The 21,718-nt window shown below is 46.0% G+C and carries 22 protein-coding genes and 1 pseudogene; 13 read left to right on the forward strand and 10 right to left on the reverse strand.

Translation table 11 applies throughout. From position 1 onward, the window contains the following. Positions 1 to 2 precede the first annotated feature (2 nt). The gene (gene xylB / locus D0A34_27035) at positions 3 to 1,445 is read left to right on the forward strand and encodes a xylulokinase (GenBank protein UNU22004.1); all 1,443 of its coding nucleotides are present in this window, start codon (positions 3 to 5) and stop codon (positions 1,443 to 1,445) included. A 121-nt stretch (positions 1,446 to 1,566) separates the two neighbouring features. Further along, positions 1,567 to 3,147, forward strand: coding sequence for a glycosyltransferase family 2 protein (locus D0A34_27040; GenBank protein UNU22005.1), 1,581 nt, complete (start codon positions 1,567 to 1,569; stop codon positions 3,145 to 3,147). A 458-nt stretch (positions 3,148 to 3,605) separates the two neighbouring features. On the opposite strand, the gene D0A34_27045 is transcribed toward D0A34_27040, so the two are convergent. The 3 genes and pseudogenes from D0A34_27045 to D0A34_27055 form a co-directional block, all read right to left on the reverse strand. Continuing rightward, a complete protein-coding gene (locus D0A34_27045) occupies positions 3,606 to 4,424 on the reverse strand; it encodes an FkbM family methyltransferase (GenBank protein ID UNU22006.1) in 819 nt (272 codons plus the stop codon). 139 nt (positions 4,425 to 4,563) lie between these two features. Beyond that, a pseudogene (locus D0A34_27050) lies at positions 4,564 to 4,689 on the reverse strand (LysR family transcriptional regulator). A gap of 12 nt (positions 4,690 to 4,701) precedes the next feature. Next, positions 4,702 to 5,208, reverse strand: coding sequence for a hypothetical protein (locus D0A34_27055; GenBank protein ID UNU22007.1), 507 nt, complete (start codon positions 5,206 to 5,208; stop codon positions 4,702 to 4,704). 137 nt (positions 5,209 to 5,345) lie between these two features. On the opposite strand from D0A34_27055, the gene D0A34_27060 reads away from it, so the two are divergent. From D0A34_27060 to D0A34_27075, 4 genes are all read left to right on the forward strand, one after another. Then, positions 5,346 to 5,588, forward strand: coding sequence for a hypothetical protein (locus tag D0A34_27060; protein UNU22008.1), 243 nt, complete (start codon positions 5,346 to 5,348; stop codon positions 5,586 to 5,588). Positions 5,589 to 5,901: 313 nt separating this feature from the next. Then, complete coding sequence (locus tag D0A34_27065; GenBank protein ID UNU22009.1) at positions 5,902 to 6,984, forward strand: ATP-dependent 6-phosphofructokinase; 1,083 nt, start codon at positions 5,902 to 5,904, stop codon at positions 6,982 to 6,984. 258 nt (positions 6,985 to 7,242) lie between these two features. Next, positions 7,243 to 8,691, forward strand: a complete 1,449-nt coding sequence (locus D0A34_27070) for a DUF697 domain-containing protein (protein ID UNU22010.1) — start codon at positions 7,243 to 7,245, stop codon at positions 8,689 to 8,691. Positions 8,692 to 9,030: 339 nt separating this feature from the next. Next, positions 9,031 to 10,521, forward strand: a complete 1,491-nt coding sequence (locus tag D0A34_27075; protein UNU22011.1) for a DUF697 domain-containing protein — start codon at positions 9,031 to 9,033, stop codon at positions 10,519 to 10,521. A 200-nt stretch (positions 10,522 to 10,721) separates the two neighbouring features. On the opposite strand, the gene D0A34_27080 is transcribed toward D0A34_27075, so the two are convergent. Then, positions 10,722 to 11,411, reverse strand: coding sequence for a hypothetical protein (locus tag D0A34_27080; GenBank protein ID UNU22493.1), 690 nt, complete (start codon positions 11,409 to 11,411; stop codon positions 10,722 to 10,724). A gap of 142 nt (positions 11,412 to 11,553) precedes the next feature. Further along, the gene (locus D0A34_27085; GenBank protein ID UNU22012.1) at positions 11,554 to 12,396 is read right to left on the reverse strand and encodes a TlyA family rRNA (cytidine-2'-O)-methyltransferase; all 843 of its coding nucleotides are present in this window, start codon (positions 12,394 to 12,396) and stop codon (positions 11,554 to 11,556) included. A 264-nt stretch (positions 12,397 to 12,660) separates the two neighbouring features. Between D0A34_27085 and D0A34_27090 the strand changes: the two genes are divergently transcribed. Beyond that, the gene (locus D0A34_27090; protein ID UNU22013.1) at positions 12,661 to 12,858 is read left to right on the forward strand and encodes a hypothetical protein; all 198 of its coding nucleotides are present in this window, start codon (positions 12,661 to 12,663) and stop codon (positions 12,856 to 12,858) included. Between the two features lie 344 nt (positions 12,859 to 13,202). Here D0A34_27090 and apcB read toward each other — a convergent pair whose 3' ends face one another. Beyond that, entirely contained in the window at positions 13,203 to 13,712 is a 510-nt protein-coding gene (gene apcB, locus D0A34_27095) for an allophycocyanin subunit beta (protein ID UNU22014.1), read from the reverse strand. Positions 13,713 to 14,049: 337 nt separating this feature from the next. Between apcB and glnA the strand changes: the two genes are divergently transcribed. Further along, positions 14,050 to 15,471 carry a type I glutamate--ammonia ligase gene (gene glnA / locus D0A34_27100; GenBank protein UNU22015.1) on the forward strand — a complete coding sequence of 474 codons (1,422 nt, stop codon included), beginning with the start codon at positions 14,050 to 14,052 and terminating at the stop codon, positions 15,469 to 15,471. A gap of 102 nt (positions 15,472 to 15,573) precedes the next feature. Here glnA and D0A34_27105 read toward each other — a convergent pair whose 3' ends face one another. Next, positions 15,574 to 16,053: a hypothetical protein gene (locus tag D0A34_27105; GenBank protein UNU22016.1), complete on the reverse strand. Its 480-nt coding sequence runs from the start codon at positions 16,051 to 16,053 to the stop codon at positions 15,574 to 15,576. A 37-nt stretch (positions 16,054 to 16,090) separates the two neighbouring features. On the opposite strand from D0A34_27105, the gene D0A34_27110 reads away from it, so the two are divergent. The 4 genes from D0A34_27110 (at position 16,091) to D0A34_27125 (ending at position 18,540) form a co-directional block, all read left to right on the forward strand. After that, positions 16,091 to 16,417 (forward strand): hypothetical protein, encoded by a 327-nt coding sequence (locus D0A34_27110; GenBank protein ID UNU22017.1) that lies wholly within the window; start codon positions 16,091 to 16,093, stop codon positions 16,415 to 16,417. Beyond that, positions 16,414 to 16,647 (forward strand): hypothetical protein, encoded by a 234-nt coding sequence (locus tag D0A34_27115; protein ID UNU22018.1) that lies wholly within the window; start codon positions 16,414 to 16,416, stop codon positions 16,645 to 16,647. The genes D0A34_27110 and D0A34_27115 overlap by 4 nt, the downstream gene beginning before the upstream one ends. Before the next feature lie 310 nt (positions 16,648 to 16,957). Further along, complete coding sequence (locus D0A34_27120) at positions 16,958 to 17,860, forward strand: ferritin-like domain-containing protein (protein UNU22019.1); 903 nt, start codon at positions 16,958 to 16,960, stop codon at positions 17,858 to 17,860. 176 nt (positions 17,861 to 18,036) lie between these two features. Beyond that, positions 18,037 to 18,540 carry a YbjN domain-containing protein gene (locus D0A34_27125; GenBank protein ID UNU22020.1) on the forward strand — a complete coding sequence of 168 codons (504 nt, stop codon included), beginning with the start codon at positions 18,037 to 18,039 and terminating at the stop codon, positions 18,538 to 18,540. A 53-nt stretch (positions 18,541 to 18,593) separates the two neighbouring features. On the opposite strand, the gene D0A34_27130 is transcribed toward D0A34_27125, so the two are convergent. The 3 genes from D0A34_27130 to D0A34_27140 form a co-directional block, all read right to left on the reverse strand. Further along, complete coding sequence (locus tag D0A34_27130; GenBank protein ID UNU22021.1) at positions 18,594 to 19,052, reverse strand: divergent PAP2 family protein; 459 nt, start codon at positions 19,050 to 19,052, stop codon at positions 18,594 to 18,596. Between the two features lie 14 nt (positions 19,053 to 19,066). After that, complete coding sequence (locus D0A34_27135; protein UNU22022.1) at positions 19,067 to 19,993, reverse strand: polyprenyl synthetase family protein; 927 nt, start codon at positions 19,991 to 19,993, stop codon at positions 19,067 to 19,069. Between the two features lie 190 nt (positions 19,994 to 20,183). After that, positions 20,184 to 21,071 carry a LysR family transcriptional regulator gene (locus tag D0A34_27140; GenBank protein UNU22023.1) on the reverse strand — a complete coding sequence of 296 codons (888 nt, stop codon included), beginning with the start codon at positions 21,069 to 21,071 and terminating at the stop codon, positions 20,184 to 20,186. Positions 21,072 to 21,182: 111 nt separating this feature from the next. Here D0A34_27140 and D0A34_27145 point away from each other — a divergent pair, with 111 nt between their 5' ends. Next, the gene (locus tag D0A34_27145) at positions 21,183 to 21,671 is read left to right on the forward strand and encodes a GNAT family N-acetyltransferase (protein UNU22024.1); all 489 of its coding nucleotides are present in this window, start codon (positions 21,183 to 21,185) and stop codon (positions 21,669 to 21,671) included. The last annotated feature ends 47 nt before the right edge of the window (positions 21,672 to 21,718 follow it).

Here is a 21,718-nt window from a genome sequence, read left to right on the forward strand (position 1 = left end):
TAATGCTGCTTGGTATAGATTTAGGAACAGGCTCTGCTAAGGCATTGCTTCTAGCGACAGACGGAACCACTATAGGTGAAGCATCAAGCTCTTATCCTGTTCATGCACCCCACCCGGGATGGGCTGAGTCGGAACCAGAAGATTGGTGGTTAGCTGTTGCCTCGGCTGTTAGGAAGGCAGTAGGAGATCGCGCTGATGGGGTACAGGCGATCGCACTTTCAGGGCAAATGCACGGTGTTGTCCTAGCTTCGGAGTCTGGTCAGCCCCTGCGTCCTGCTATCCTCTGGGCAGATAGTCGCTCTAGTGCCACGCTTAACACTTATCATTCGCTCGATGCCGCTATTCTAGAGCGCTTGGGCAACCCGATTACGGCTGGAATGGCGGGTCCAACTTTGTTGTGGCTACGAGAACACGAGGCTACTGTCTACACCGAAGCGCGTTGGGCACTTCAGCCAAAAGATTGGCTGCGGTTACGGCTGACTGGAGAAGTCGCAACAGAACCATCTGATGCTAGCGGTACTTTGCTTTACGATGTTGTGTCGGACAACTGGGCTGGGGAAGCAATCGGGGCGCTGAATCTACGTGGTGATTGGTTACCAAAAATTATCCCCTCTAGTGCGATCGCAGGCTACCTAACAACTATTGCTTCAGAGCATCTCGGCTTACCTGTTGGCTTACCGGTTATCGCTGGTGCTGCGGATACCGCAGCGGCGGCACTTGGTAACGGACTACTAGAGCCTGGATTGGTTCAACTAACGATCGGCACAGGCGCTCAAATCATTACACCTCGATCGCAACCAATTATCGATCGTCATGGTCGTACACATCTCTATCGAACCGCCCTACCTAACCAGTGGTACACCCTTGCAGCAATGCAAAATGCCGGGTTAGCGCTTGAGTGGGTGCGAGGTATCCTCGGCTTGAGCTGGCAGGAAGTCTATACTAAAGCGTTTTCTGTTCCCCCAGGATGTGAAGGATTGACATTTTTGCCGTACCTCACGGGTGAGCGAACTCCACACCTTGATCCCTATATACGCGGGGCATGGGTGGGGCTTGGACTTCATCACACACAGGCGCACCTGATGCGGGCGGCTTTAGAGGGAGTTGCTTTTGCCTTGCGACAAGGTTTGGAGGCACTTGAAGCAACAGGTTTTAAAGCGACAGAACTGCGTTTAGCAGGCGGTGGAACTGCAGAAATGCCTTGGAAACAATTACTGACCGATGTATTGAGAATACCCCTCTATTCTACTACAGTTGCTGCGGCTTCCGGACGTGGTGCTGCTCTACTGGCGGGTATCGGAATTGGCGTATACGCAGATGCTAATGACACCATCAAACTGGCAGCCACACCAATGCTTGCTGCCGCTCCCCAATCAGTTGATCCAATCCTAGAAGAGGCTGGGTTTCGATATCAATCCCTTTATCCACGACTTAAAAAAATGTGATAAAAGTTATGTCTAAAGGAGGAGGTACTAGAACCTATCGACAAATTACTCTTAAGCTAAGAGTGTTTAACCTCAGTCAAATAAAATAACTAAGTCTACTACAAGAAGAGGGAGATATTACATGAATATATTAGCTGGAATTAAGCTACCAAAATCAGCCGACGCCTCGGATGTATATATACGGTGTAATGAATCTGCATCTATAAACTACCAGGAAGATGACAAAAAAGTTGTTTTATCTCAGGGTGGTGTTGTCTCCTCAAATTCTTACTTTAATTCGTTTTACGAGAGATTTTATACTCAATATACAACTCTTAGCTCTATCTACTATGTGCTGAAACTTGAAGGCGATTTTAAAGTTTCTGTTTACCGAGAATTTGATGGACAAAAAAACAAAGAAATAATTTCTGAAGAGATCTTTGAGAAATGTCACTTCTCTAACCCTGTAAAAATCTCCCCAATAAATCTCCTTCAAGGTAAAAAAGCGGGCAGAATATATTTTGAAATAACTTGTTCTAGTGAACAGGGTGAATTTAAAGGGGCCTGGATAGCAACTGATCAAAGTAAAACTAGAGAAGCATCCTTGGGGATTGTAATTTGCACCTTTAAAAAAGAGGACTTCATACAAAATACATTAAGTGCAATTTTTCAAGATGAATTACTAGAAACCAAGGACTTTAAAGTATTCGTGGTTGATAATGGTAGAACTTTAGATGAAGCTGATTTCGGAAAGCCAAAACTGAGGCTAGTTCCTAATATAAATGCTGGTGGAAGCGGGGGGTTTACCAGAGGGTTGGTCGAAGCTTTAGAGGAAGAAAAATATTCTCACTTTTTGCTTATGGATGATGATATAGAGTTAGAAAGTGAATGTATTTATAAATTATTTCCTTTGTATGAATACGCCAATTCGGATTTTGCTGTAGCGGGTGGACTGCTAAATTTACAAAAAAAGCATATGTTGTATGAAGCAGGAGCATCGTACAACGCCTATTCTAAAACTAGAGGATTTGGGCCTGGGGCATTAATTGCTTTAAATTATAATATCGATTTACGAGATTCTAATTCTCTCAACAGGTTGCTCAAGGAAGAAGATATAGATTATGGCGGATTTTGGTTTTTCTCTTTTTCTAAGGAACTCGTTGAACAAACTAAATTACCGCTGCCTTTATTTATCAAAATAGATGATGTAGAGTTTGGTTTAAGAATAAAAGAGTTGGGCAATAACATTGTAGCTTTTCCATCACTGGCAGTGTGGCATCAACCAGCGGCGGCCAAGAATGTAAATTGGGAAAATTATTATTATATCCGCAATGATTTAATAGCTTATTCCATCCATTATTCTCCAGAATATATGGCTGCAGTTGAGCATTTGACAAAAGTAATACTTCAGGCTTTAGCAAAATTTGATTATAATCATGTAGAGATGGTTGTAAAAGCTTTTGAAGACTATCTAAAAGGCCCAGATTTTATCAAAAACACTGACCCAGAAAGCTTTCACATGAGCATTGTAAAGCTTAGTAAAAGCTATAACAACCAAAATGAGGTAGATAAAGTAGCTGGTACTAACCTTTTGACTAGGTGGTTTAAAGTTGCTGCTGAAGGTAGTAATGAATGGTCATCCGTAAGGGAAAAATGGAAAAGTGCTGCCCAGGAGATAACATCTACTATATTTTGGCAGCAATACCTTGGGCTAAAGAAATAGAATTGACCGCCTCCACTGGTTGATGGTTGACAGCTTAGGCCGCCAGCAACTCAACGATTCACAACAAAAGCGCCTTGGGATTAATTGTGGTAGTTGACACTCCCCCGTCACAACGTAGCTTGACGGGGGATTCTTCCTTCACAGCTTGATGCCAAGTAAAAGCAGTGCCTTTACTTGGTCTTACTCTAGCTGCAGAAGCTACTGAGGTATGCCCTACGTCTCAAATTCGTAAACCTCGATTTCTAATGTTTTTAGCTGCATGGATGTTTCTATCATGGTGAGGGCCGCATTAGGGCATTCCCACTTTCTGATATCCGATGAAAGCCAATTTACAGCAGATTGCAACCTTATAGACGGCAATAGGAGCATTTAGAAAACCAGTTTTTTAGATGTTGAGGATTAATTAAATCAAGTACGAAGTGCGACCCGAATTTAGTATCAGATGGAAGCAACTTGAGTTAAATGATGACATAATCTTCGCCCACAACAGATTGAGTGACCTGTGGTTCCGGCTCTATGGGGTCGCTGTAATGAGTGTCAATGTATTTCATGAAACTTTCCCGATAAGCTTTGAGATGCGAGTTAAGTGCTTCGATATCCTGCTCTCCTGTCGCGAAACCCCTCTCTCTTCTGAAGTGACCGGATTCCTTAACAAAAGCCATGTCAACTTGCCACAAAGCGTGATCTGTCGGGCGATATGACAAATCAACAATATCGTAAGCTGCGAAGCCTTGGGACTTCATAAAACTCATTACATCATACATCTGACCGAACAAAGTAACTTCTACAATTACATATTCAGTCTGCTGCAAAATCTCAGTTGCTCCTGCTAAAACATCTAATTCCTGTCCGTCTACATCAACTTTAATTAAATACGGGCCTGGCAAATTTCTTTCCCTGCATATTCCATCCAGGGTAATTGCTGGTATTTTTCTCAAATAAGGATCGCTGCTGTCAGTAACGCGATTTTCAGAAATTGAAGAATGCAACATAGAGGGACTGACGTTAAGCGTGAAAACTCCCGCTTCTTTGCTCGCTGCAGCGATAATGTATTCTGCACTTTTTAGCTTGCGGCAAATTTTGGCGAGATAAGGTTCATTTTCGGCGATGGGTTCAATTAGCAAATGTCGGGAATTAGGGAAAGTATCGTAAAGGTTAAAAGTTCCCAAGGCCGCGCCGACATCAATCACAGTTTTTGGTTCAAAACCTAAGTTTTTAGCCAGCAGCAAGCTGCCTGACATCGAGTTTCTGAGAATTCCTGTTTGTTGGCTCACAATTTTTTCCTGATTTCAATGTGGATATAATTAATATTATGTCTTGCAGCAGAGTTATTGTATGTCCGAATAATGAAACGAAGCAATCGCAAACCTCGGCGATTGCTTCCCTTCGGATCGCAATGACAGAAATAGGTTTTGACTGAGATGTTGCACCATTCTCAATCAGTTTTTTAGGAACAGGCAAGATGCCTGTTCCACAAGAAAATTTACTCGTGGAACAGGCATCTTGCCTGTTCTTGAGAATGGTGCAAGATGTGAGTTTCAATGCAACCTGCTACTATTTCGCGGATTTCTGCGCCTTGTTTTCCGGTTCGACAGATTGCAAAGCTTCGTCGAGAATGGCCCGTGCTTCTTCGGCTTTACTTCTAGCTTCTCGATAGCGGACATTAGCTTGAGCGAAGTTTTTGAGAACCTTGAAACCATCTTTCAAACGACCAATTTCCTCGGCAGTCACCGCCTCATCTGTAAACAAAATGTCGATCGCCGCCCGGATTTTGAGTGCTTCTTCGCGGGATTCCATGACTTTCAATTTGAGGCTTGCCAAATTGCTCAAAATCTGGACGGCTTCAGTAATCGCGTCCTCGCCTTCAGACGCAGCATCTTCGATATCCTTAACTTCAACAAACTGCTTGGGCCCAAATCCCTCCACGAGTTCCGTAGGCAGCTTGCCCTCATCCATGAGATCCATCAGGCGATCCATCGCTTCTTCCCGGGCTTTGGCTGAATCTTTCCCTTTGACAGTTAAAATAATTTCGGGGCTTTGAGGAAGTGTATAGCGAACCATATTTTGACAGCCTGTGCGCGAAAACAATTGAATGATATTTTATCTTTATTCGATCGCCAGTTGCAGCTATCAATCCGCTCGATTACCAACCGCTTGCCAAAACTTGACACATATACACTCAAAAGGAACCCTCGACAATGAAAGATAAATTTCTTAACTTGCTTAACTTGCTTTTAGTAGCTGATGTGTTTTTCGTCTTTGCCATTTTTGGGTGGTTTGTGATCGCAGTAGCAGGTCGATCGACCGGGGTGAATCTCGGTTTTGATTTGTGGTACAGTCTGTGGCAGCCCGTATTTAATCCCGCCCTCGGAATTCTCATGGGCGGTGCTATTCTCAGCGGTATAGTTAACCAAGTTTCTAAACGCCTCAATCCCAAGTAAAATTTATGTTTTGTTTGAGACGGGGATTGGCGATGCGACTGAGTTGGCGATCGAACTTGTAGGGTGCGTCAGAGATGAGGCACTCCATTAGGTGGATGAAGCGGGAAAATACATAAGTAGTCAAAAGCGAGTGAAAAGCTCCCCGAAGGAGCGATCTCTTATGAAAGCAATCACAAAAGTTATGATAGCTTTACATTCTGTTACCGAGTAAAGTTTATTTTCGCCTACCTATTTACGTCGAAAATCAGGATTGAACGATCGCGATCTAAAAATATCAACTCATGTTCTGAAGAACAAAAGTCGGGCATTAATTATGGGAGAACAAAAATGTATCGGTATCCTCACCAGCGGAGGTGACTGTGCAGGCTTAAACGCAGTTATTCGAGCCGTTGTCTACCGCGCAACGGGAACTTACAATTGGAAAGTGATGGGGATTCGTCAAGCCACCCACGGATTGATGAGTCGTCCCCCTGAAGCAATTCCCTTGGATATTGAGAAAGTAGACTCGTGGCTCACCATTGGCGGTACGATGCTAGGCACGACAAATAAGGGCGACCCTTTTGCTTTCCCGATGCCTGATGGGACTCTACGCGATCGCGCTGAGGACATTATCGAAGGCTATCATCAACTAGGTTTGGATGCTTTAATTGGCATTGGTGGCGATGGCAGTCTTGCCATTCTCAGGAAGATTGCTCAACAAGGGAATTTGAATTTAGTTGCTATTCCTAAAACTATAGATAATGATGTCGGAATTACCGAGCGTTCCATCGGTTTTGATACTGCGGTCAATATTGCAACTGAAGCACTCGATCGCTTGCATTTTACTGCGGCCAGTCACAGTCGCGTCATGATTGTTGAAGTCATGGGACGCGACGCTGGACATATTGCGATCAGTGCCGGAATTTCTGGGGGAGCTGATATAATTCTGATTCCCGAAATCCCTTACAAAATTTCCCAAATTTGTGCCAAAATCCAAGAACGCCAAGACCGGGGAAAAAACTACTGTTTAATTATAGTAGCGGAGGCAGTTCGCACTGAAGAAGGCGAGTTAGTAATGCACACAAATCGCTTAGGTCAAAGTCGATTAGGCGGAATTGGTCAGTATTTAGCTGATACAATTTCTGACTGCAGCGGTGCAGAAACTCGCTTCACCGTTTTGGGACATATTCAACGCGGAGGAACTCCTTCATCGCTAGAAAGGTTAATTGCTTCTGCTTTTGGCATCGCAGCAGTTGATTTAATTGCCGAAGAGAAATACGACTGCATGGTATCTTGGCAAAAGCGGGAAGTTGTGAGCGTTCCTCTGGAAGATGCGATCGCCAAATACAGACCTGTAGACTTCAATGGTACTCTGGTTAAAACGGCCCGCGGTTTAGGGATTTGTCTGGGAGACTAAACAATTACCCGTCCGATTTCTCAAAGATTAACAATTTGTAGTAAGGACTTCACTGCTTTATTTCCCAACTCAACAGCAAAGACTAAAGTCCTTACTACAAACATTTTGCAATTGTGAAAAAGGTTTAGGGTGTAATCCCCCCAAAAGTCGGATTGCCCGCCTGCCAGTTTGGATGCCACAGAGGTACGATGGAATATAGGGAGGGAGGCCAAGCCCGGTAAGGTTAAGCTTGGCGACAATACCCACAGGAAGGGAAAAATGACACTTAACTTGCGACGACCGATTTTAATTGGCGGAATAGGACTTTCAGCAGCGCTGTGGCTGTTGGAAACTCTACAGCATTCGGGTTCAGAAATGGGCGAAACGGCACTCATCGGCTTGGCGGCTGCCGGTGCGGGGTATTGGTGGTGGAAACAACAATCCCCCAAACTAGAACTCGCACTCCCGCAACCCCTGGCCAACAGGGAAGCAGCCGAAAAAGCGATCGCGGCTTCAGAAACTGCAATTAAATTGCTGGCTTCAGAAGCTCCAAACTCTGCAGATCCTGCTAATCTAACAGCACAGCTCGATCGGATCAGAGCCGAATTAGATAGACAAGATTTACGGATTACCGTAACTGGCGGCAAAGCTGTCGGCAAAACAGCCTTAATTCAAGTTTTAAATTCTAATTGGGCATCTCAACACCCGCAAAAGCTTAGTTTACAAGAAACGGCACCGCTGTTTGCTAATACAAATGCCGATGCCAAAATCAACGGTGATTTAGCGCTGTTTGTGACAGCGGGCGACATCACAGATTCCGAATTTCAAACATTATCTCAGCTAGCGTCCGCCAGTCAGCGCGTGCTGCTAGTCTGGAACAAACAAGACCAATATTTGCCAGAACAGCAGTCGCAGGTTTTGCACTCTTTGCAGCAGAAAATGCAAGGAATCTTGGGGACAGAAGATATAATTGCGATCGCAGCTTCTCCCAATTCTATTAAAGTGCGCCGACACCAAGCGGACGGCACAGTTCAAGAACGGATCGAAAATCAAGTCTCTCAACTCGACGGGCTGACGGAAAGATTGACTAAAATCTTAACTGAAGAACGGCAACAGTTGGTCTGGGCGAGTGCAGCGCGCGAGGCTGCAAGTATCAAGCTAGAGGCAAAAACCTTATTAAATGGAGTCAGGCGCGATCGGGCAATTCCCATTATCGAACAATATCAGTACATCGCCGCCGCCACCGTGTTTGCTAATCCGGTTCCGGCTTTAGACTTGCTAGCAACAACCGCCATCAGCACCCAGCTCGTAATCGATCTCGGCGCTATCTACCAGCAACAGTTTTCCTTAGACCAAGCTAAGACTGTAGCGGGTACTTTAGCTAATCAAATGTTCAAATTGGGATTAGTAGAACTGTCTACCCAAACTATTACTGGACTGCTGAAAAGCAATGCCGTCACCTATGTAGCAGGAGGCGCGGTGCAGGGAATTAGTGCAGCCTATTTTACCAGAATAGCAGGACTGAGTTTAATTGAATATTTCCAAAGTCAAGAACTGGAAAATGCTCCCAAAGGCATTTTCAATCTCGACCAGTTGACTAAAACTTTGCAAGCAGTATTTACGCAAAATCAGCAAGTTTCCTTCTTGCAATCTTTCGTCAACCAAGTGGCGAGTCGTCTTTCATCTCAGGTATCTGGGCCCGAAACCGTTAAGTCGCCGGTCACTTAGAAGTAGTCCAGCATCTGATGTTGTTAAATTCGGTCGATCGCCCATGATATCCGTAGGGACACGGCAGTGCCGTGTCCTAGCCCCAGCCCATTAAGAAACCGTTAATTCAGCGACCAATTAAAATTAGTCCAGCATCCGATATTAAATTCGGTCGATCGCCTAGGATATCTGATATTAAATCCGGTCATCGCCCAGGATATCCGTAGGGACACGGGACTGCCCTGTCCCTACGAATTCCCCAAATAAAAAGCTATAAATTTATCAAAAATTGTATTAACATAAGAAATAGAATTTATAGTTCGACGCTCAATTATACCTGCTTAAAAAAGCCGATCGCCAATGGCTGACAATTCTATTCAAGAAAATCGCTTATCCCTTGCCCGCGCCAGTTTGCGCGAAGCCCTGGCGCGCTATTCCCACCTGCGCCAAGGCAAAAAAAACTCGAATAATACAGAATTAGAAGCGGCGCTGCAATATCAGTTAGATATCTTAACTTCCACCTCAGAAAAACTAGACCACAACATAATCCGCATTGCTACTTTCGGCTTAGTCAGCCGTGGCAAGTCAGCCGTATTAAACGCGCTTTTAGGTCACAAAATTCTGCAAACAGGCCCTCTCAACGGCGTGACTCAGTGGCCGCGTTCCGTGCGCTGGAGTGTGCCTTTATCCTTCCTTGACAGCGAGGAATCCCCCCAACCCCCCCTTGGCAAGGGGGGGAAAGGAGGGGTGCAAGTTGAATTAATAGATACTCCGGGGCTTGATGAAGTTGGCGGCGAAGTGCGCGGCGAAATGGCGAAACAAGTAACTCGCCAAGCTGACTTAATTCTGTTTGTCGTTGCAGGGGATATCACCCGCACTGAATATCAAGCACTGTGCGAATTGCAAACAGCTCAAAAACCGCTGATTTTAGTTTTTAATAAAATTGACCTTTATCCAGAATTAGACAGAAAAGCTATTTACCAAAGTTTGCAAGCGCTGGGAAATTCAGAACAGTTAGCAGCCGCTGCGGTAACAGATGAAACAGATCCCGAAAATTTGTCCGATCGCCCAAACAACTCCTCCGATAAATCTACTGCCAAATCACCCGCTAAAACTGCCAAATCTTTAGAAATAGTCATGGTAGCCGCCGAACCAGCACCGGTGCAAGTGCGGGTGGAATGGTCCGACGGAAGAGTCACTTACGAATGGGAGTCGCCGCCTGCGCAGATAGAGGAACTAAAAAATAAAATTCTCACAATTCTTAACAGAGAAGGTCGATCGCTCCTCGCTCTAAATGCTTTAGTTGAAGCTAGAGATGCCGAAGCAAACATTGCCCGTCACGTTCTCAAATTGCGACAAACAGAAGCCGAAAATTTAATCTGGCAATTTGCAAAATATAAAGCTTTGGCTGTCGGTTTAAATCCAGTGGCATTCTTGGATGTAATGGGAGCAAGTGTCGCAGATTTAGCCTTAATTCGCTCTTTATCCAGACTTTACGGCTTACCCATGACTGGTTACGAAGCGGGGAAACTTTGGCAGACTATTTTCTCCAGTGCTGGCGGCGTACTTTTGGGAGAATTGGGTAGCAGTTTTCTGTTGGGATTTGGCAAAAGTGCGGCTGCTGCGGCCCCGCACATCGGCTTTTCTACTTTTGCCGGAGTTGCTGTCACTCAAGCTAGTTTAGCAGCTTACGGAACCTACGCTGTCGGTCGTGCCGCCCAAGTTTACTTAGAAAAAGGCTGCACCTGGGGTCCCCTGGGACAAGATACGGTAATTCAAGAAATTCTCGCCACCATCGAGCGTAATACAATTATCGATCGCTTGCAGCAAGAGTTTAAAATTGGCAATTAAAAATTGCCCTAGTAGTTGAGTAGGGTGCGTCAGGAGAGGGTTATTTGTGAATAATCGAAGAGCTAGGATCTGACGCGCCCTACGGCTTGTATTCTTAATACCATTGTCAAAAAAGAATGCAACTGTAGGTAAGCTCCCCACCACGATAGTCATCAGTGATTCCCAATTCTTTAATCGCAAATCGCAAATCGCAAATGGTATTACCGTCTCGCGATTCTCACACCTTCCCTAAAATGAGCTATTGTCGCAATTACCGCTATAGAAAAGTAAAATATTCTAATCAGCCAAAAACAAACCCGCATTGACCAAGAAACAATAGTCGGAGCAATACCTGTGAACTGTACAAATCTGGAATTAACTTTTTTTTCAAAGCTGTCAAGGTCTTTCATCTCGGATTGTTTCGCCGGAATAACGGGAAACTGACCAGTATATACGTAATAACCTATAAAACCCGGCAATCCTACTTTTCTATTCAAAAATGAGTTAGTTAATGTTGCAGTTTGCGCGGGTAATAAGTTATCCGATTCCTCTACTTTTTCCAGCCAAGAATTATATCTGATGGCTGGCGTAATCATGAAAACTAAGGGAACTATAACTATCAACAAAGCCGCACTAATTTTGCGACCGTATTGAGGGTGTAGAAGCCTTGTCGCCACACCCACTCCCATACCGATAAAAGCAAATACCAATATATTTAACAGTTCAATAATTTCGATGCCTCTCAACAAATCGCCGATAATCAGAATTGTATATAATAATTTGTCTGCCAGTAGCAGAGCTGCCCACTTGATGACAATTGAAACGCCTACAATAGTAGCTACAATCGCCACATACCCGATGGCACCTAGAACGTACAGGAAAATCGAACCGGCTTGTTTGAATGATTGCATGGAATTATTCACTAAGTGAAAGTTGAGGAGTCCGATTGACAAAAAAATTTGAAATTTTAGATTAATCAGGAGTTCCAAATTTGACTTTTAAAATAGATTAGCTTGACATCTTGAAATCAATCTAAAATCTACAATCTACAATCTACAATCGATCGACAAGTTCCCGCGCGGCCGCTTTGGTGACTTGTGCGATCCGTTCCTTCACAACGCTCTCTTCGATCGCCATCGGCTCTGGCTCCTGTTCGCGATCGATCCCCAACCATAAAAGATACTCGATATTACCGGCCGGGCCAAGTAAAGGCGACCATGTTAAGCCGCGTTCCTGCCATCCTAAAGCTGTGGCTGCCTTCCACACTTGAAAAATCGCATCGGCTTGAGTTGCTGAGTCTCGCACTACGCCTTTTTTCCCGACTCTCTCGCGCCCTACCTCAAACTGCGGCTTTACCAGCAACACCGCTTCTCGCGGTGGTGCCAACAATTCCCACAGCGCCGGTAAAATCTTATCCAGGGAAATAAATGACACATCTACTACCGCCAAATCTGCTCGCGCAGAGTCGCCGTAAAGCTCAGTAGCAGTCATGTACCGCAAATTGGTGCGTTCTTTCAAAATTACCCTCGGATCGTTGCGCAAGCCCCAATCTGCTTGACCGTAGCCAACATCTACGCCGTAGACTAGGGCGGCGCCGGCTTGCAGCAAACAGTCGGTAAAACCTCCTGTGGAAATGCCGCCGTCGAGACAAATTCTGCCTGCAATGGGAATAGCAAAAACTTCTAAAGCTTTGGCTAATTTGTCGCCGCCTCTAGAAACATAGCGCGATCGCTCTTTGATCTGAATTTTTGCTGCAATATCGACCTCAGTGCCCGGTTTGTCAACTACCTGTTGGTTGATGGAGACTTTCCCAGTCCGAATCAATGCCTGAGCTTGTTGTCGGGAACTGCACAAATCTAGGCTGACCAATAAAGTGTCTAGTCGCTGTTTAGCCAAGGTTTTTAATCTGTACGGATAGGGTGAAGGACAGTACCAGATTAGCACTTACGCACAAGCCCGACTGCTGATTTTTGGCGAGCATTTTGGTTTTTCGATCATCGCGGGGCGATCGCCCCCAGCTCACATTATGTGACTGAGATCGCTCTGATTGTGTAGTTTTATCACAGATCTACCTTCATAAAATCACACAATAATTTTTGCGACTAGCGGATGATTTATATGCAGCTAAAAGCGCTACAAATACCCTCAGGGCGATAGACCATGAAAACAATTAACTTTCCTATCAGAAATCAGGGCAATTGTCAAGAAAATCCCCTCGCCTTCGTCAGCGGTGACATCATCCACATTCTTTACCCCAACGGCGAAGTAGAAGCAACAACCGCCGAACAAGTCGATCTGGGCCAAACCAAAAGTCCCCTGGACAAATGCCTCGTCTGGGGATGTGTTGGCGATTTTTAACACCAGTTTCAAGAAAGAATGCAATTATAGGGAAGGTCCAAACCCTTAATTCATCAGTCAATCGATTTTAGATTTTAGATTTTAGATTTTAGATTGAAGCATTGACCCCACGGATAAATCCGGGGGCTTGTATCCTAGATGCTTTCGGTCATTCCCAATTATTCAATTTTTTAATCTATAATTTTTAATCTATAATTTTTCATCTGAAATCTTTAATCTAAAATTGTCTAACCCATAAAAAAAGATCGCTTGGAGGCTGTGATGCCAAAAAAAGCGATCGATCCAAATGCTGCTAACTGCAAGCCACAAGTGCAATTTGCTGTTAAAAGAATTAGCAAATTGACTTAAATATCTTGTTCGCTCAATTCGCGCATCAAGTAATCAAAAGGCTGCTCCAAAAAAGGCCCCACAGACAAGCCAGCAGCTTGCACTTGAGCCTTAACCATCTCCTTCATAATGCCAATCCCCATCACCGTCGGGCCAATGGGAACGCTTAGAGAATTGTAAGTTTCCCGCAAACCTTGCAGCACGCGCTCGTCCAGCACGTCGGTACTTCCAGCCACCAGGGCGTAAGTAGCATAGCGCAAGTAGTAGTCCATATCCCGCAGACAAGCCGCGTAGCGACGAGTCGTGTAGGCATTTCCCCCGGGACGGATCAGTTCCGGCTGTTCAGCAAATAGCTGGATACCAGCTTGCTTTACAATTGCCGCAGCATTGCTGTTAATCGCAGCCGCCGCCTGTACCCGTGCTGTGCCCGTTGCAAAATAAGATTTCAACCGATCGATACCATCTCGGTCTAAATACCTACCAGCAACATCATAATTTTCAATCAGGCTCGTCACTGCATCGCGCATAAGTTTCTCTCCCAAAAATCTTTATCAATACTTTGCTATCTGAGACAGACCGCCTATTGTAGACTACTACAAATCGGCGTTTGATTAAGATTTGAGATGGGATTTTCACTCTAGGTAGTCTATCCTCGGCAAACGGCCGCAAAATTCAGCCGTTTGCCTTGTATCTTCAGCCGAAAAATCGAGAGGGCAAGAATCACGAACTGCCCGGCCGCACTGGGCACCAATTTCAAAATTTTGTAGCCATAGATACAAAATAGTGGGTACTGAAGGCCTACGATCGCCCAAACAGTCTGAAATCGGCCGATCGCCAAGACACAACCAATATCAGGAGTAAGTCATGTTCCAGACACCCCAAGAAGCATTAAACTACATACAAGAAAATAAGATCCAAATCGTTGACCTCAAATTCATCGATATGCCGGGGATCTGGCAGCACCTTTCCCTGTACCACGACCAAATCGACGAAACCGCATTCACCGACGGCGTACCCTTCGACGGTTCCAGCATTCGGGGCTGGAAAGCCATCAACGAATCAGACATGACGATGGTCATCGATCCGACCACCGCTTGGATGGACCCGTTCATGGCAGAACCGACCATCAGCTTCATTTGCAGCATCAAAGAACCCCGCACGGGCGAACCGTACAGTCGCTGTCCCCGCACCATTGCCCAAAAAGCCATAGACTACTTGCTTTCGACCGGTCTCGGCGATACAGCATTCTTTGGCCCGGAAGCAGAATTCTTTATTTTTGACGACGTTCGCTTCGACCAAACCCAAAATTCCGGCTACTATTACGTAGATTCGATCGAAGGTCGCTGGAATTCCGGCAAAGAAGAAGCAGGCGGCAACCTCGGCTACAAACCGCGTTACAAAGAAGGTTATTTCCCAGTAGCACCAACCGATACCTCTCAAGACATGAGAACGGAAATGCTGCTGACAATGGCAAAATGCGGCGTACCCATCGAAAAGCACCACCACGAAGTCGCCACCGGCGGTCAATGCGAACTCGGTTTCCGCTTTGACACTTTGGTAAAAGCCGCCGACTACTTGCTGACTTACAAATACGTCATCAAAAACGTCGGCAAAAAATACGGCAAAACCATCACCTTCATGCCCAAACCGCTGTTTAACGACAACGGTTCCGGGATGCACGTTCACCAGTCGATTTGGAAAGACGGCCAACCTCTATTTGCAGGCGATCAATATGCTGGTTTCAGTCAAATGGGACTGCATTACATCGGCGGCATTCTCAAGCACGCACCGGCACTTTTGGCACTCACCAACCCCACGACCAATTCCTACAAGCGTTTAGTTCCGGGCTTTGAAGCGCCTGTAAACTTAGCTTACTCTCAAGGAAATCGATCGGCATCAGTGCGGATTCCGTTGTCGGGAACCAACCCCAAAGCCAAGCGGTTAGAATTCCGCTGTCCCGATGCCACATCCAACCCCTATTTAGCATTTGCAGCCATGCTGTGCGCCGGCATAGACGGCATCAAGAATCAAATCGATCCGGGCGAACCTTTGGACGTGGATATCTACGACCTTTCCCCTGAAGAATTGAGCAAAATTCCTTCAACTCCCGGTTCCTTGGAAGGCGCTTTAGAAGCTTTAGAAAAAGACCACAGTTTCTTAACTGAAAGCGGCGTATTTACCGAAGACTTCATCCAAACCTGGATTTCCTACAAACTCGACAATGAAGTCAACCCGATGCGGCTGCGTCCTCACCCCTACGAGTTTGCTCTCTACTACGACTGTTAGAAAATTAAAAATTAAAAGTTAAAAATGGTGATTATACCATTTTTAACTTTTAATTTTTAATTAATAAGAACGCCGCCCTTAAAAGCGGCGTTCTTTTTGAGTTTAGAACTGCTGGATCAGCGCCCTGACGCTCCTGTTACCCGACACTATCAGGGCGAAGCTATTAGTAGTAGCGCCCTCTGTAGCCTCCGAGACATCCTCTACAGCCCATTTAGTTGCTTTCTCATCCACAATAAACAAATCGTCAGCGGTAGTGCCTTCCTGAACCCGATATATCTTATTCAAAATGAAACGCTGTTGCGCCTCAGCTTTTGGTATGCCCGTAACTTCATCAGGATCGATAGAGAGGGCGCTGCCTTCTTTTACTGTACCTTTTGAGTTGGTTAAATTGCGATCTAGCCTTTGAGCAACCCGCACGCCGTGAAGCTGCAAACCAGGGTCAGTCTCAGACATATTCCAGGCAGCAGCTAGCGCCGCACTTTTTCCCAAACCGAGAACCGCTGCAACAGCCGTCAAAATTAGCAAAAACTTGAAATGATTCACTGTATTTATGCTCCTTTGCTTGTGAGCTTCTGCACTCATTCTAAATTAGCAATTAGCAATTAACAATGACTAAACGATGTCCGATATTTTTGTGATGATCCGCAATCAGACTAACGTCGCCATGACTTCAGTTGACGGAATTGCCTTTGTCACTTTACTAACTCAAGAAGGACGAGTGCTCGCCGAGGAGACAGTTGACCTATTTGAGGCCGATGTGAATTTTGATAACCTGAAGCAGGGCAAATATACTGTAGTTGTCAGGCACGAAGGCGTTGAACCTCGATCGGCAACCTGTAGTGTTACAATCACCGATGAAGATAAAGTAATCATGCTGACATTTGTTTACCTGGAGCTAGAACGGGTGCTGCTCCGCATTCAAACTTCAACCGAAGAAAGACTATGACAGTGAAAGTTACTCCGCCAAATTCAATTAAAATGTTTCGCTATCGAGTACATTTCTTGGCAAAAGACCTCTGGAGGGAAAAAAACCCGGTTTGTCGGATGAATCTGGCTTTACAGTTAGCCGATGTGGCGACAACTCTGGCTAGATTAGAAGTAGAAGAGGCGCGAAAATTTCAACAAGAGTCTGCTAGTGGGGAGGCTTCAGACTCGACGGAAACTGAAAAGTTTTGAGTGTATGAGGTTGCTTTCTGTGATCCGCGCAACCCTTGCGTGATAGCAGTTTAAAAAAATAACGTAACTGTAGAAAAGCTCCAAACCATGATAATCATCAGTCATTTTTAATCTAAAATCTAAAATCTAAAATCTAAAATGGTATGACTCGCAACTCAAAACTATTGTGGTTGGTCGATCTAGTAAAAAAATTCTCTGTATAAAATTGAATCTCCGTGCTAAACCACAACTTTCACCCTTGCGAGGTAATTGGTTGCCGAAAAAACTGCGTTACACTTATATAGGTATCTTTACAAAACAACATAAAAGCATGACTGTTGCCTATCCCCGCAAGCTTCGCAACGCAATGGGAGCGCGCGAAATTTTAGCTCAAGTGGTGCGCGATCGCGAAATTCACTTGATCACCCTCAATCGCTATCGGTTTAGCGAACAGCGCAGTTGCAAAGACCTCACCGACTTGATCGAACGGCTAGACGGCGAACCGGCCGAACTCGTGCGCGACCTCTCCCGGCACATCTCGGACGAAGCGCGACACGCTATGTGGCTCACCGACTTGCTGGTAGACTTGGGCCAAAATGTGGGCACGCCGCCGGGAGTCTCCTACATTGACGAATTTGACCGCCTGCTGGACAAAGAGCAATTCGACCCGAAACGCAACCTCGAGGACGGTATAATTGCAGCCTTAGCCGCAATCAATGTCACCGAAAAGCGGGGCTGCGAATACTTCTCAGCGCACATCCACGCCCTCAAACAGGCTCCCCAAACCGCAGAAAACATCAAAATCCGCGAAACAATCGAAAAGATTTTTCCCGAAGAAGCTGGTCACGTCCGCTGGGGCAACCGCTGGCTGGCCCAAATCGCCGACAAAAGCCCGGAACACCGCCAGAAGGTGGAACAGGCAAAGCGCAAGTATGTGGCGATCGAACAAGCAGCATTTGAATCGGGAATGGATATCATGCTGGGGGCAGAACTGCGGCGCGTCACCCGCCTGGTAGACATTGCCAACACCATGCCGATGTGGGAACGCCCGCAATACCTGATGGAACGCTTGCCCGCAACCCTGCTGGCCCCCGACCTACAAATGACCAGAGTCGATGTAGCTCAGCGGGCGTGGAACCGCGACCCGCAGGCATTTATGGAGAAATTGGTGCCGATGTTCCTCAACGGCTTGAATACCATTGAGAAGAAGCCGGCGACTAAGCCCAAGGCTTAAACACGATCGCGAACCTGGTTGAAACCGCTCTGCAAGTCAAACTTGCGCCTGCCTCCGCAAACAAGCAAGATATACTGGTTCCCAGGCATAGCCTGGGAACCAGTTATTTAAAGTCATAATTTTAAGCTTTAGCAAGTAAACTGATTATTGGAATAGTTTTCCATCTAAATATAATCATGACTACCAGCGAGCCGAACATACAAACAGTTTCCACAGAAAGCCTTTTAAGTGAAAGCGCGATCGCCGATGCCCAGGTCGAAAAAGCCACAGCCGTCACCTATGCAGAAGAAATTGAAACTGTCATCGCCAGCATGGCTGTAGACCAAAAAGTGATGGTCGGTCAAAGTGAAGCTGGCGGACATCTTTGGAAGTTTAAGTACGGCAGTGTCGAAGTGTTCGTGCAACTCACGGGCGAAACCGAAGATGATACTTTGACTGTTTGGGCTTTTGTACTGCAGTTGCCAGCGAAGAATGAAGCTCAATTAATGCGGAAAATCCTAGAAATGAATTGGCTGTCTACTTTGGAATCTCATTTTGCGATTGTTGATAATCAAGTTGCCGTAGTATCGACTCGGACGATGGCGGAAATCTCGACCGGGGAAATTTCTCGGGTTATTACTATTGTCGCCACGGTCGCCGATGACAATGACGATATTCTGCAAGCAGAATTCGGTCAGTAGTCATTAGTTAACAGTTAACAGTCAACAGTCAACAGTCAACAATTAACAGTTAACTAATATGCAGGCCCTGCGATCCAAGCAATAGTAATTCCCAGCCCCAAACCGACAAGCACTTGAAAAGGAGTGTGTCCCAGCAACTCTTTCAGGCGAGCCTCATTAAGGTTGTGATCTTCCTCAAAAAACTCGTCAATAATTTGGTTGAGGATGCGAGCTTGCTTGCCTGCTGCTTGGCGGACGCCTGCTGCGTCATACATCACAATAATTGCAAAGATCGCAGCGATCGCAAACTCCGGACTTTCCCATCCCATCGTTTGTCCGACTCCCGCAGCCAAAGCGCCCACAAAAGACGAGTGAGCGCTGGGCATTCCCCCCGTTGTTACCAAATACCGAAGATTAAACTTGCGATTTTTGACCAACTCGATCGGCAGCTTCATGATCTGAGCCGCCAGACAAGCGAGCAAAGCAACCACGAGTACATGATTGTTTAATATGCCGCTGCAAATTTCCTGCATAGTGTTTGGTATTTCTAGTTACTGCGGCTGGTAATAAAATCGGCGATTGCCAGCAGCGGTAGAGCTTTGCTCCCAAACACTGCCAATTGATCCTTAGCATCAGCAACAAGCTGCGAAGCTTGGCGCCGAGACTCCTCAATTCCCCACAAACTCGGATAAGTGACTTTTCCTGCTTGAACATCTTTGCCGGCAGTTTTGCCCAGTTCTTCTTGGGTAGCAGTAATATCCAGAATGTCGTCAATGATCTGGAAAGCCAGCCCAATATTTTGAGCGAAACGAGACAGCCGCTGCAAATCCGCAGCCGAGGCCCCAGCCAGAATTGCCCCACAAACTACGCAAGCCTCTAACAGCGCGCCAGTTTTGTGAGCGTGAATGTAATTCAAAGTTTCCAGAGAAACATCCGTCTTTCCTTCCGATTCCAAATCAACCACCTGACCGCCTACGAGTCCAGCAGCACCCGATGCCCGCGCTAAATGGGCGATCGTCTGCAACACCTGCTGGGGGGGTACGTTCTGAGTTTTAGTGGCGATAAATTCAAAAGCATAGGTCAACAAACCATCGCCAGCCAAAATGGCGATATCCTCGCCGTAGACTTTGTGGTTCGTCAGTTTGCCGCGCCGGTAGTCGTCATTGTCCATTGCCGGCAAATCGTCGTGAATCAGCGACATCGTGTGGATCATTTCCAAAGCGCAAGCTGTGGGCATTGCCATAGATGTAGTGCCGCCGGCCAGTTCGCAGCTAGCCAGACACAGGATCGGACGCAGGCGCTTGCCCCCCGCTAGCAGCGAGTAGCGCATTGCTTCGTAAATTTTCTCTGGGTAGATGACCGGGAGTGCACTGTCGAGAGCTACCTCGATCGCCTCTTTTCGCTTGACTAGATAAGTAGATAAATCGAAAGAGGATTCCGGTTGGGACGAACCCATTTCTGTTGCCAATACCATCCCTTGCTCTCTTGTACTGAATAGTTATGTGGGATATTGTGAGCCGTTCAGGTCGCATTGTGCCGACTTTTACGGCGGTAGTTGCTCGAAGTCTGAGCATCAATTAATCATTCTACGGGTGTTGTTGCACAGAAAATCTTTGAGTTTTGATAACTTTGTCAAATTACCAGTCAATCTAAAATTTACAATCTCAAATATCAAATCCGCTGATTTGTCTGGCAACTTCCAAAAACCGCTGCACCGCCGCCGTTGGATCGCTGCGCCAAATAAGAGCGATCGCCACAATGCAGGTTGATTCTGGCAAAGATTTGTAAACAACCCCGCTGCGCTGGAAATTTTGCATCGACGCCGGGACGATCGCCACCCCCATCTCGGCGGCTACCAGACTCACAATGGTTTGCATTTGAATTGCTTCTTGAGCCCCGCGAGGACTAAAACCTGCTTGCTGACAAAGACTGACGATCGCATCGTACAATCCCGGAGCCTGGGAACGCGGAAATAAAATGAACGGTTCCGTGGAAAGTTCGCGTAATTCAAGATGTGTGCGATCGGCCAAATGATGCGTTTCTGGCAGTGCCACGATCAGCGGTTCTCGAAAAACGATTTCAGAATTTATCCCGTCTTCCTCAACCGGAGGGCGCACGAAGCCGATATCAATTTGCCCGAACCGCAGCCGCTGCAACTGTTCGTTTGTCGTCAGTTCGTGCAGTTCGAGCTTGACGGCGGGACACCGAGTGCGAAAGGCCTGCAAAATCGCTGGAACCACGTTGTGTGCTGCAGAACTCACAAACCCGATCGTCAGTTGGCCGAGTTCGCCCCGACTGGTTTGTCGGCCGAGTTGAATTGCTCGATCGACTTGCTGCAGAATTTTCCCGGCTTCCTCGAAAAAAACCTGTCCCGCAGCCGTTAAATGCACCGTCCGCTTGGTGCGGCGAAACAGTTGAAACCCTAACTCTGCCTCCAAATGCTGGATTTGTTGGCTCAGCGGAGGTTGGGCAATATGCAGTTTTTCGGCTGCGCGAGTGAAATTCAGTTCCTCTGCAACTGCAATGAAATAACGCAAATGCCGAAGTTCCATAGCTCCCCAATCATCTATATTTTAAAAGTATAAGTTGTTACTTAAACATATATTGGACATTTTTGATGGTCTTTAATACAGTGATTAATAGGCGAAATTGAGAATTAAAGAATGGCTAATTTGGATATCATAATTAGAGAAGCAGATCTGGCAGATTTGGAATTAATTGTGAATTTCATTTCACAAAAAAGCGATTTTGATGGATGTAAAAACTTGTTGGCAGCAACAGCCGATAAATTGCAGCAAACGTTATTTTGCCAGCCTCCGCTAGTACGGGTTTTGTTGGCTGAAGTTGCCGGGAAAGCGGTAGAATTTGCTCTTTTTTATTCCTCCTATTCAAGTTTATTGACGCAGCCGTGCCTTTGGCTTGATGATTTATTTGTGCAAGCTCCTATGCGCGGTATGGGAGTAGGTACAGCGCTGTTAAAGTATTTTGCCCAAATTGCTGAGTCCACAAATTGCGGGCGTATGGAATGGAATGTTAATACTGGCAATGCGCCGGGAATTGCTTTTTATCAAAAGCAGGGAGCGCGGATTTTGGAAAATATTAGAGTTTGCCGTATTGAGGGGGATGGAATTAATCTGCTTGCTGGCAAATGATTTAATAACGAACCGCGAAGGCGCGAAGGACACGAAGAGAAGAGGAG

Origin of the sequence: Microcoleus vaginatus PCC 9802 (assembly GCA_022701275.1) — a bacterium.
Lineage (GTDB): Bacteria > Cyanobacteriota > Cyanobacteriia > Cyanobacteriales > Microcoleaceae > Microcoleus > Microcoleus vaginatus_A.

Bases quoted from the DNA above. Each gene is read 5' to 3' on its own strand.
- D0A34_27060 (UNU22008.1), top strand. From the start codon at position 5,346: ATGAAAGATAAATTTCTTAACTTGCTTAACTTGCTTTTAGTAGCTGAT.
- D0A34_27065 (UNU22009.1), top strand. From the start codon at position 5,902: ATGGGAGAACAAAAATGTATCGGTATCCTCACCAGCGGAGGTGACTGT.
- xylB (UNU22004.1), top strand. From the start codon at position 3: ATGCTGCTTGGTATAGATTTAGGAACAGGCTCTGCTAAGGCATTGCTT.
- apcB (UNU22014.1), bottom strand. From the start codon at position 13,712: ATGCGCGATGCAGTGACGAGCCTGATTGAAAATTATGATGTTGCTGGT.
- D0A34_27090 (UNU22013.1), top strand. From the start codon at position 12,661: ATGAAAACAATTAACTTTCCTATCAGAAATCAGGGCAATTGTCAAGAA.
- D0A34_27070 (UNU22010.1), top strand. From the start codon at position 7,243: ATGACACTTAACTTGCGACGACCGATTTTAATTGGCGGAATAGGACTT.
- D0A34_27140 (UNU22023.1), bottom strand. From the start codon at position 21,071: ATGGAACTTCGGCATTTGCGTTATTTCATTGCAGTTGCAGAGGAACTG.
- D0A34_27120 (UNU22019.1), top strand. From the start codon at position 16,958: ATGACTGTTGCCTATCCCCGCAAGCTTCGCAACGCAATGGGAGCGCGC.
- D0A34_27130 (UNU22021.1), bottom strand. From the start codon at position 19,052: ATGCAGGAAATTTGCAGCGGCATATTAAACAATCATGTACTCGTGGTT.
- D0A34_27055 (UNU22007.1), bottom strand. From the start codon at position 5,208: ATGGTTCGCTATACACTTCCTCAAAGCCCCGAAATTATTTTAACTGTC.
- glnA (UNU22015.1), top strand. From the start codon at position 14,050: ATGTTCCAGACACCCCAAGAAGCATTAAACTACATACAAGAAAATAAG.
- D0A34_27080 (UNU22493.1), bottom strand. From the start codon at position 11,411: ATGCAATCATTCAAACAAGCCGGTTCGATTTTCCTGTACGTTCTAGGT.
- D0A34_27115 (UNU22018.1), top strand. From the start codon at position 16,414: ATGACAGTGAAAGTTACTCCGCCAAATTCAATTAAAATGTTTCGCTAT.
- D0A34_27125 (UNU22020.1), top strand. From the start codon at position 18,037: ATGACTACCAGCGAGCCGAACATACAAACAGTTTCCACAGAAAGCCTT.
- D0A34_27105 (UNU22016.1), bottom strand. From the start codon at position 16,053: ATGAGTGCAGAAGCTCACAAGCAAAGGAGCATAAATACAGTGAATCAT.
- D0A34_27110 (UNU22017.1), top strand. From the start codon at position 16,091: ATGTCCGATATTTTTGTGATGATCCGCAATCAGACTAACGTCGCCATG.
- D0A34_27040 (UNU22005.1), top strand. From the start codon at position 1,567: ATGAATATATTAGCTGGAATTAAGCTACCAAAATCAGCCGACGCCTCG.
- D0A34_27075 (UNU22011.1), top strand. From the start codon at position 9,031: ATGGCTGACAATTCTATTCAAGAAAATCGCTTATCCCTTGCCCGCGCC.
- D0A34_27145 (UNU22024.1), top strand. From the start codon at position 21,183: ATGGCTAATTTGGATATCATAATTAGAGAAGCAGATCTGGCAGATTTG.
- D0A34_27135 (UNU22022.1), bottom strand. From the start codon at position 19,993: ATGGTATTGGCAACAGAAATGGGTTCGTCCCAACCGGAATCCTCTTTC.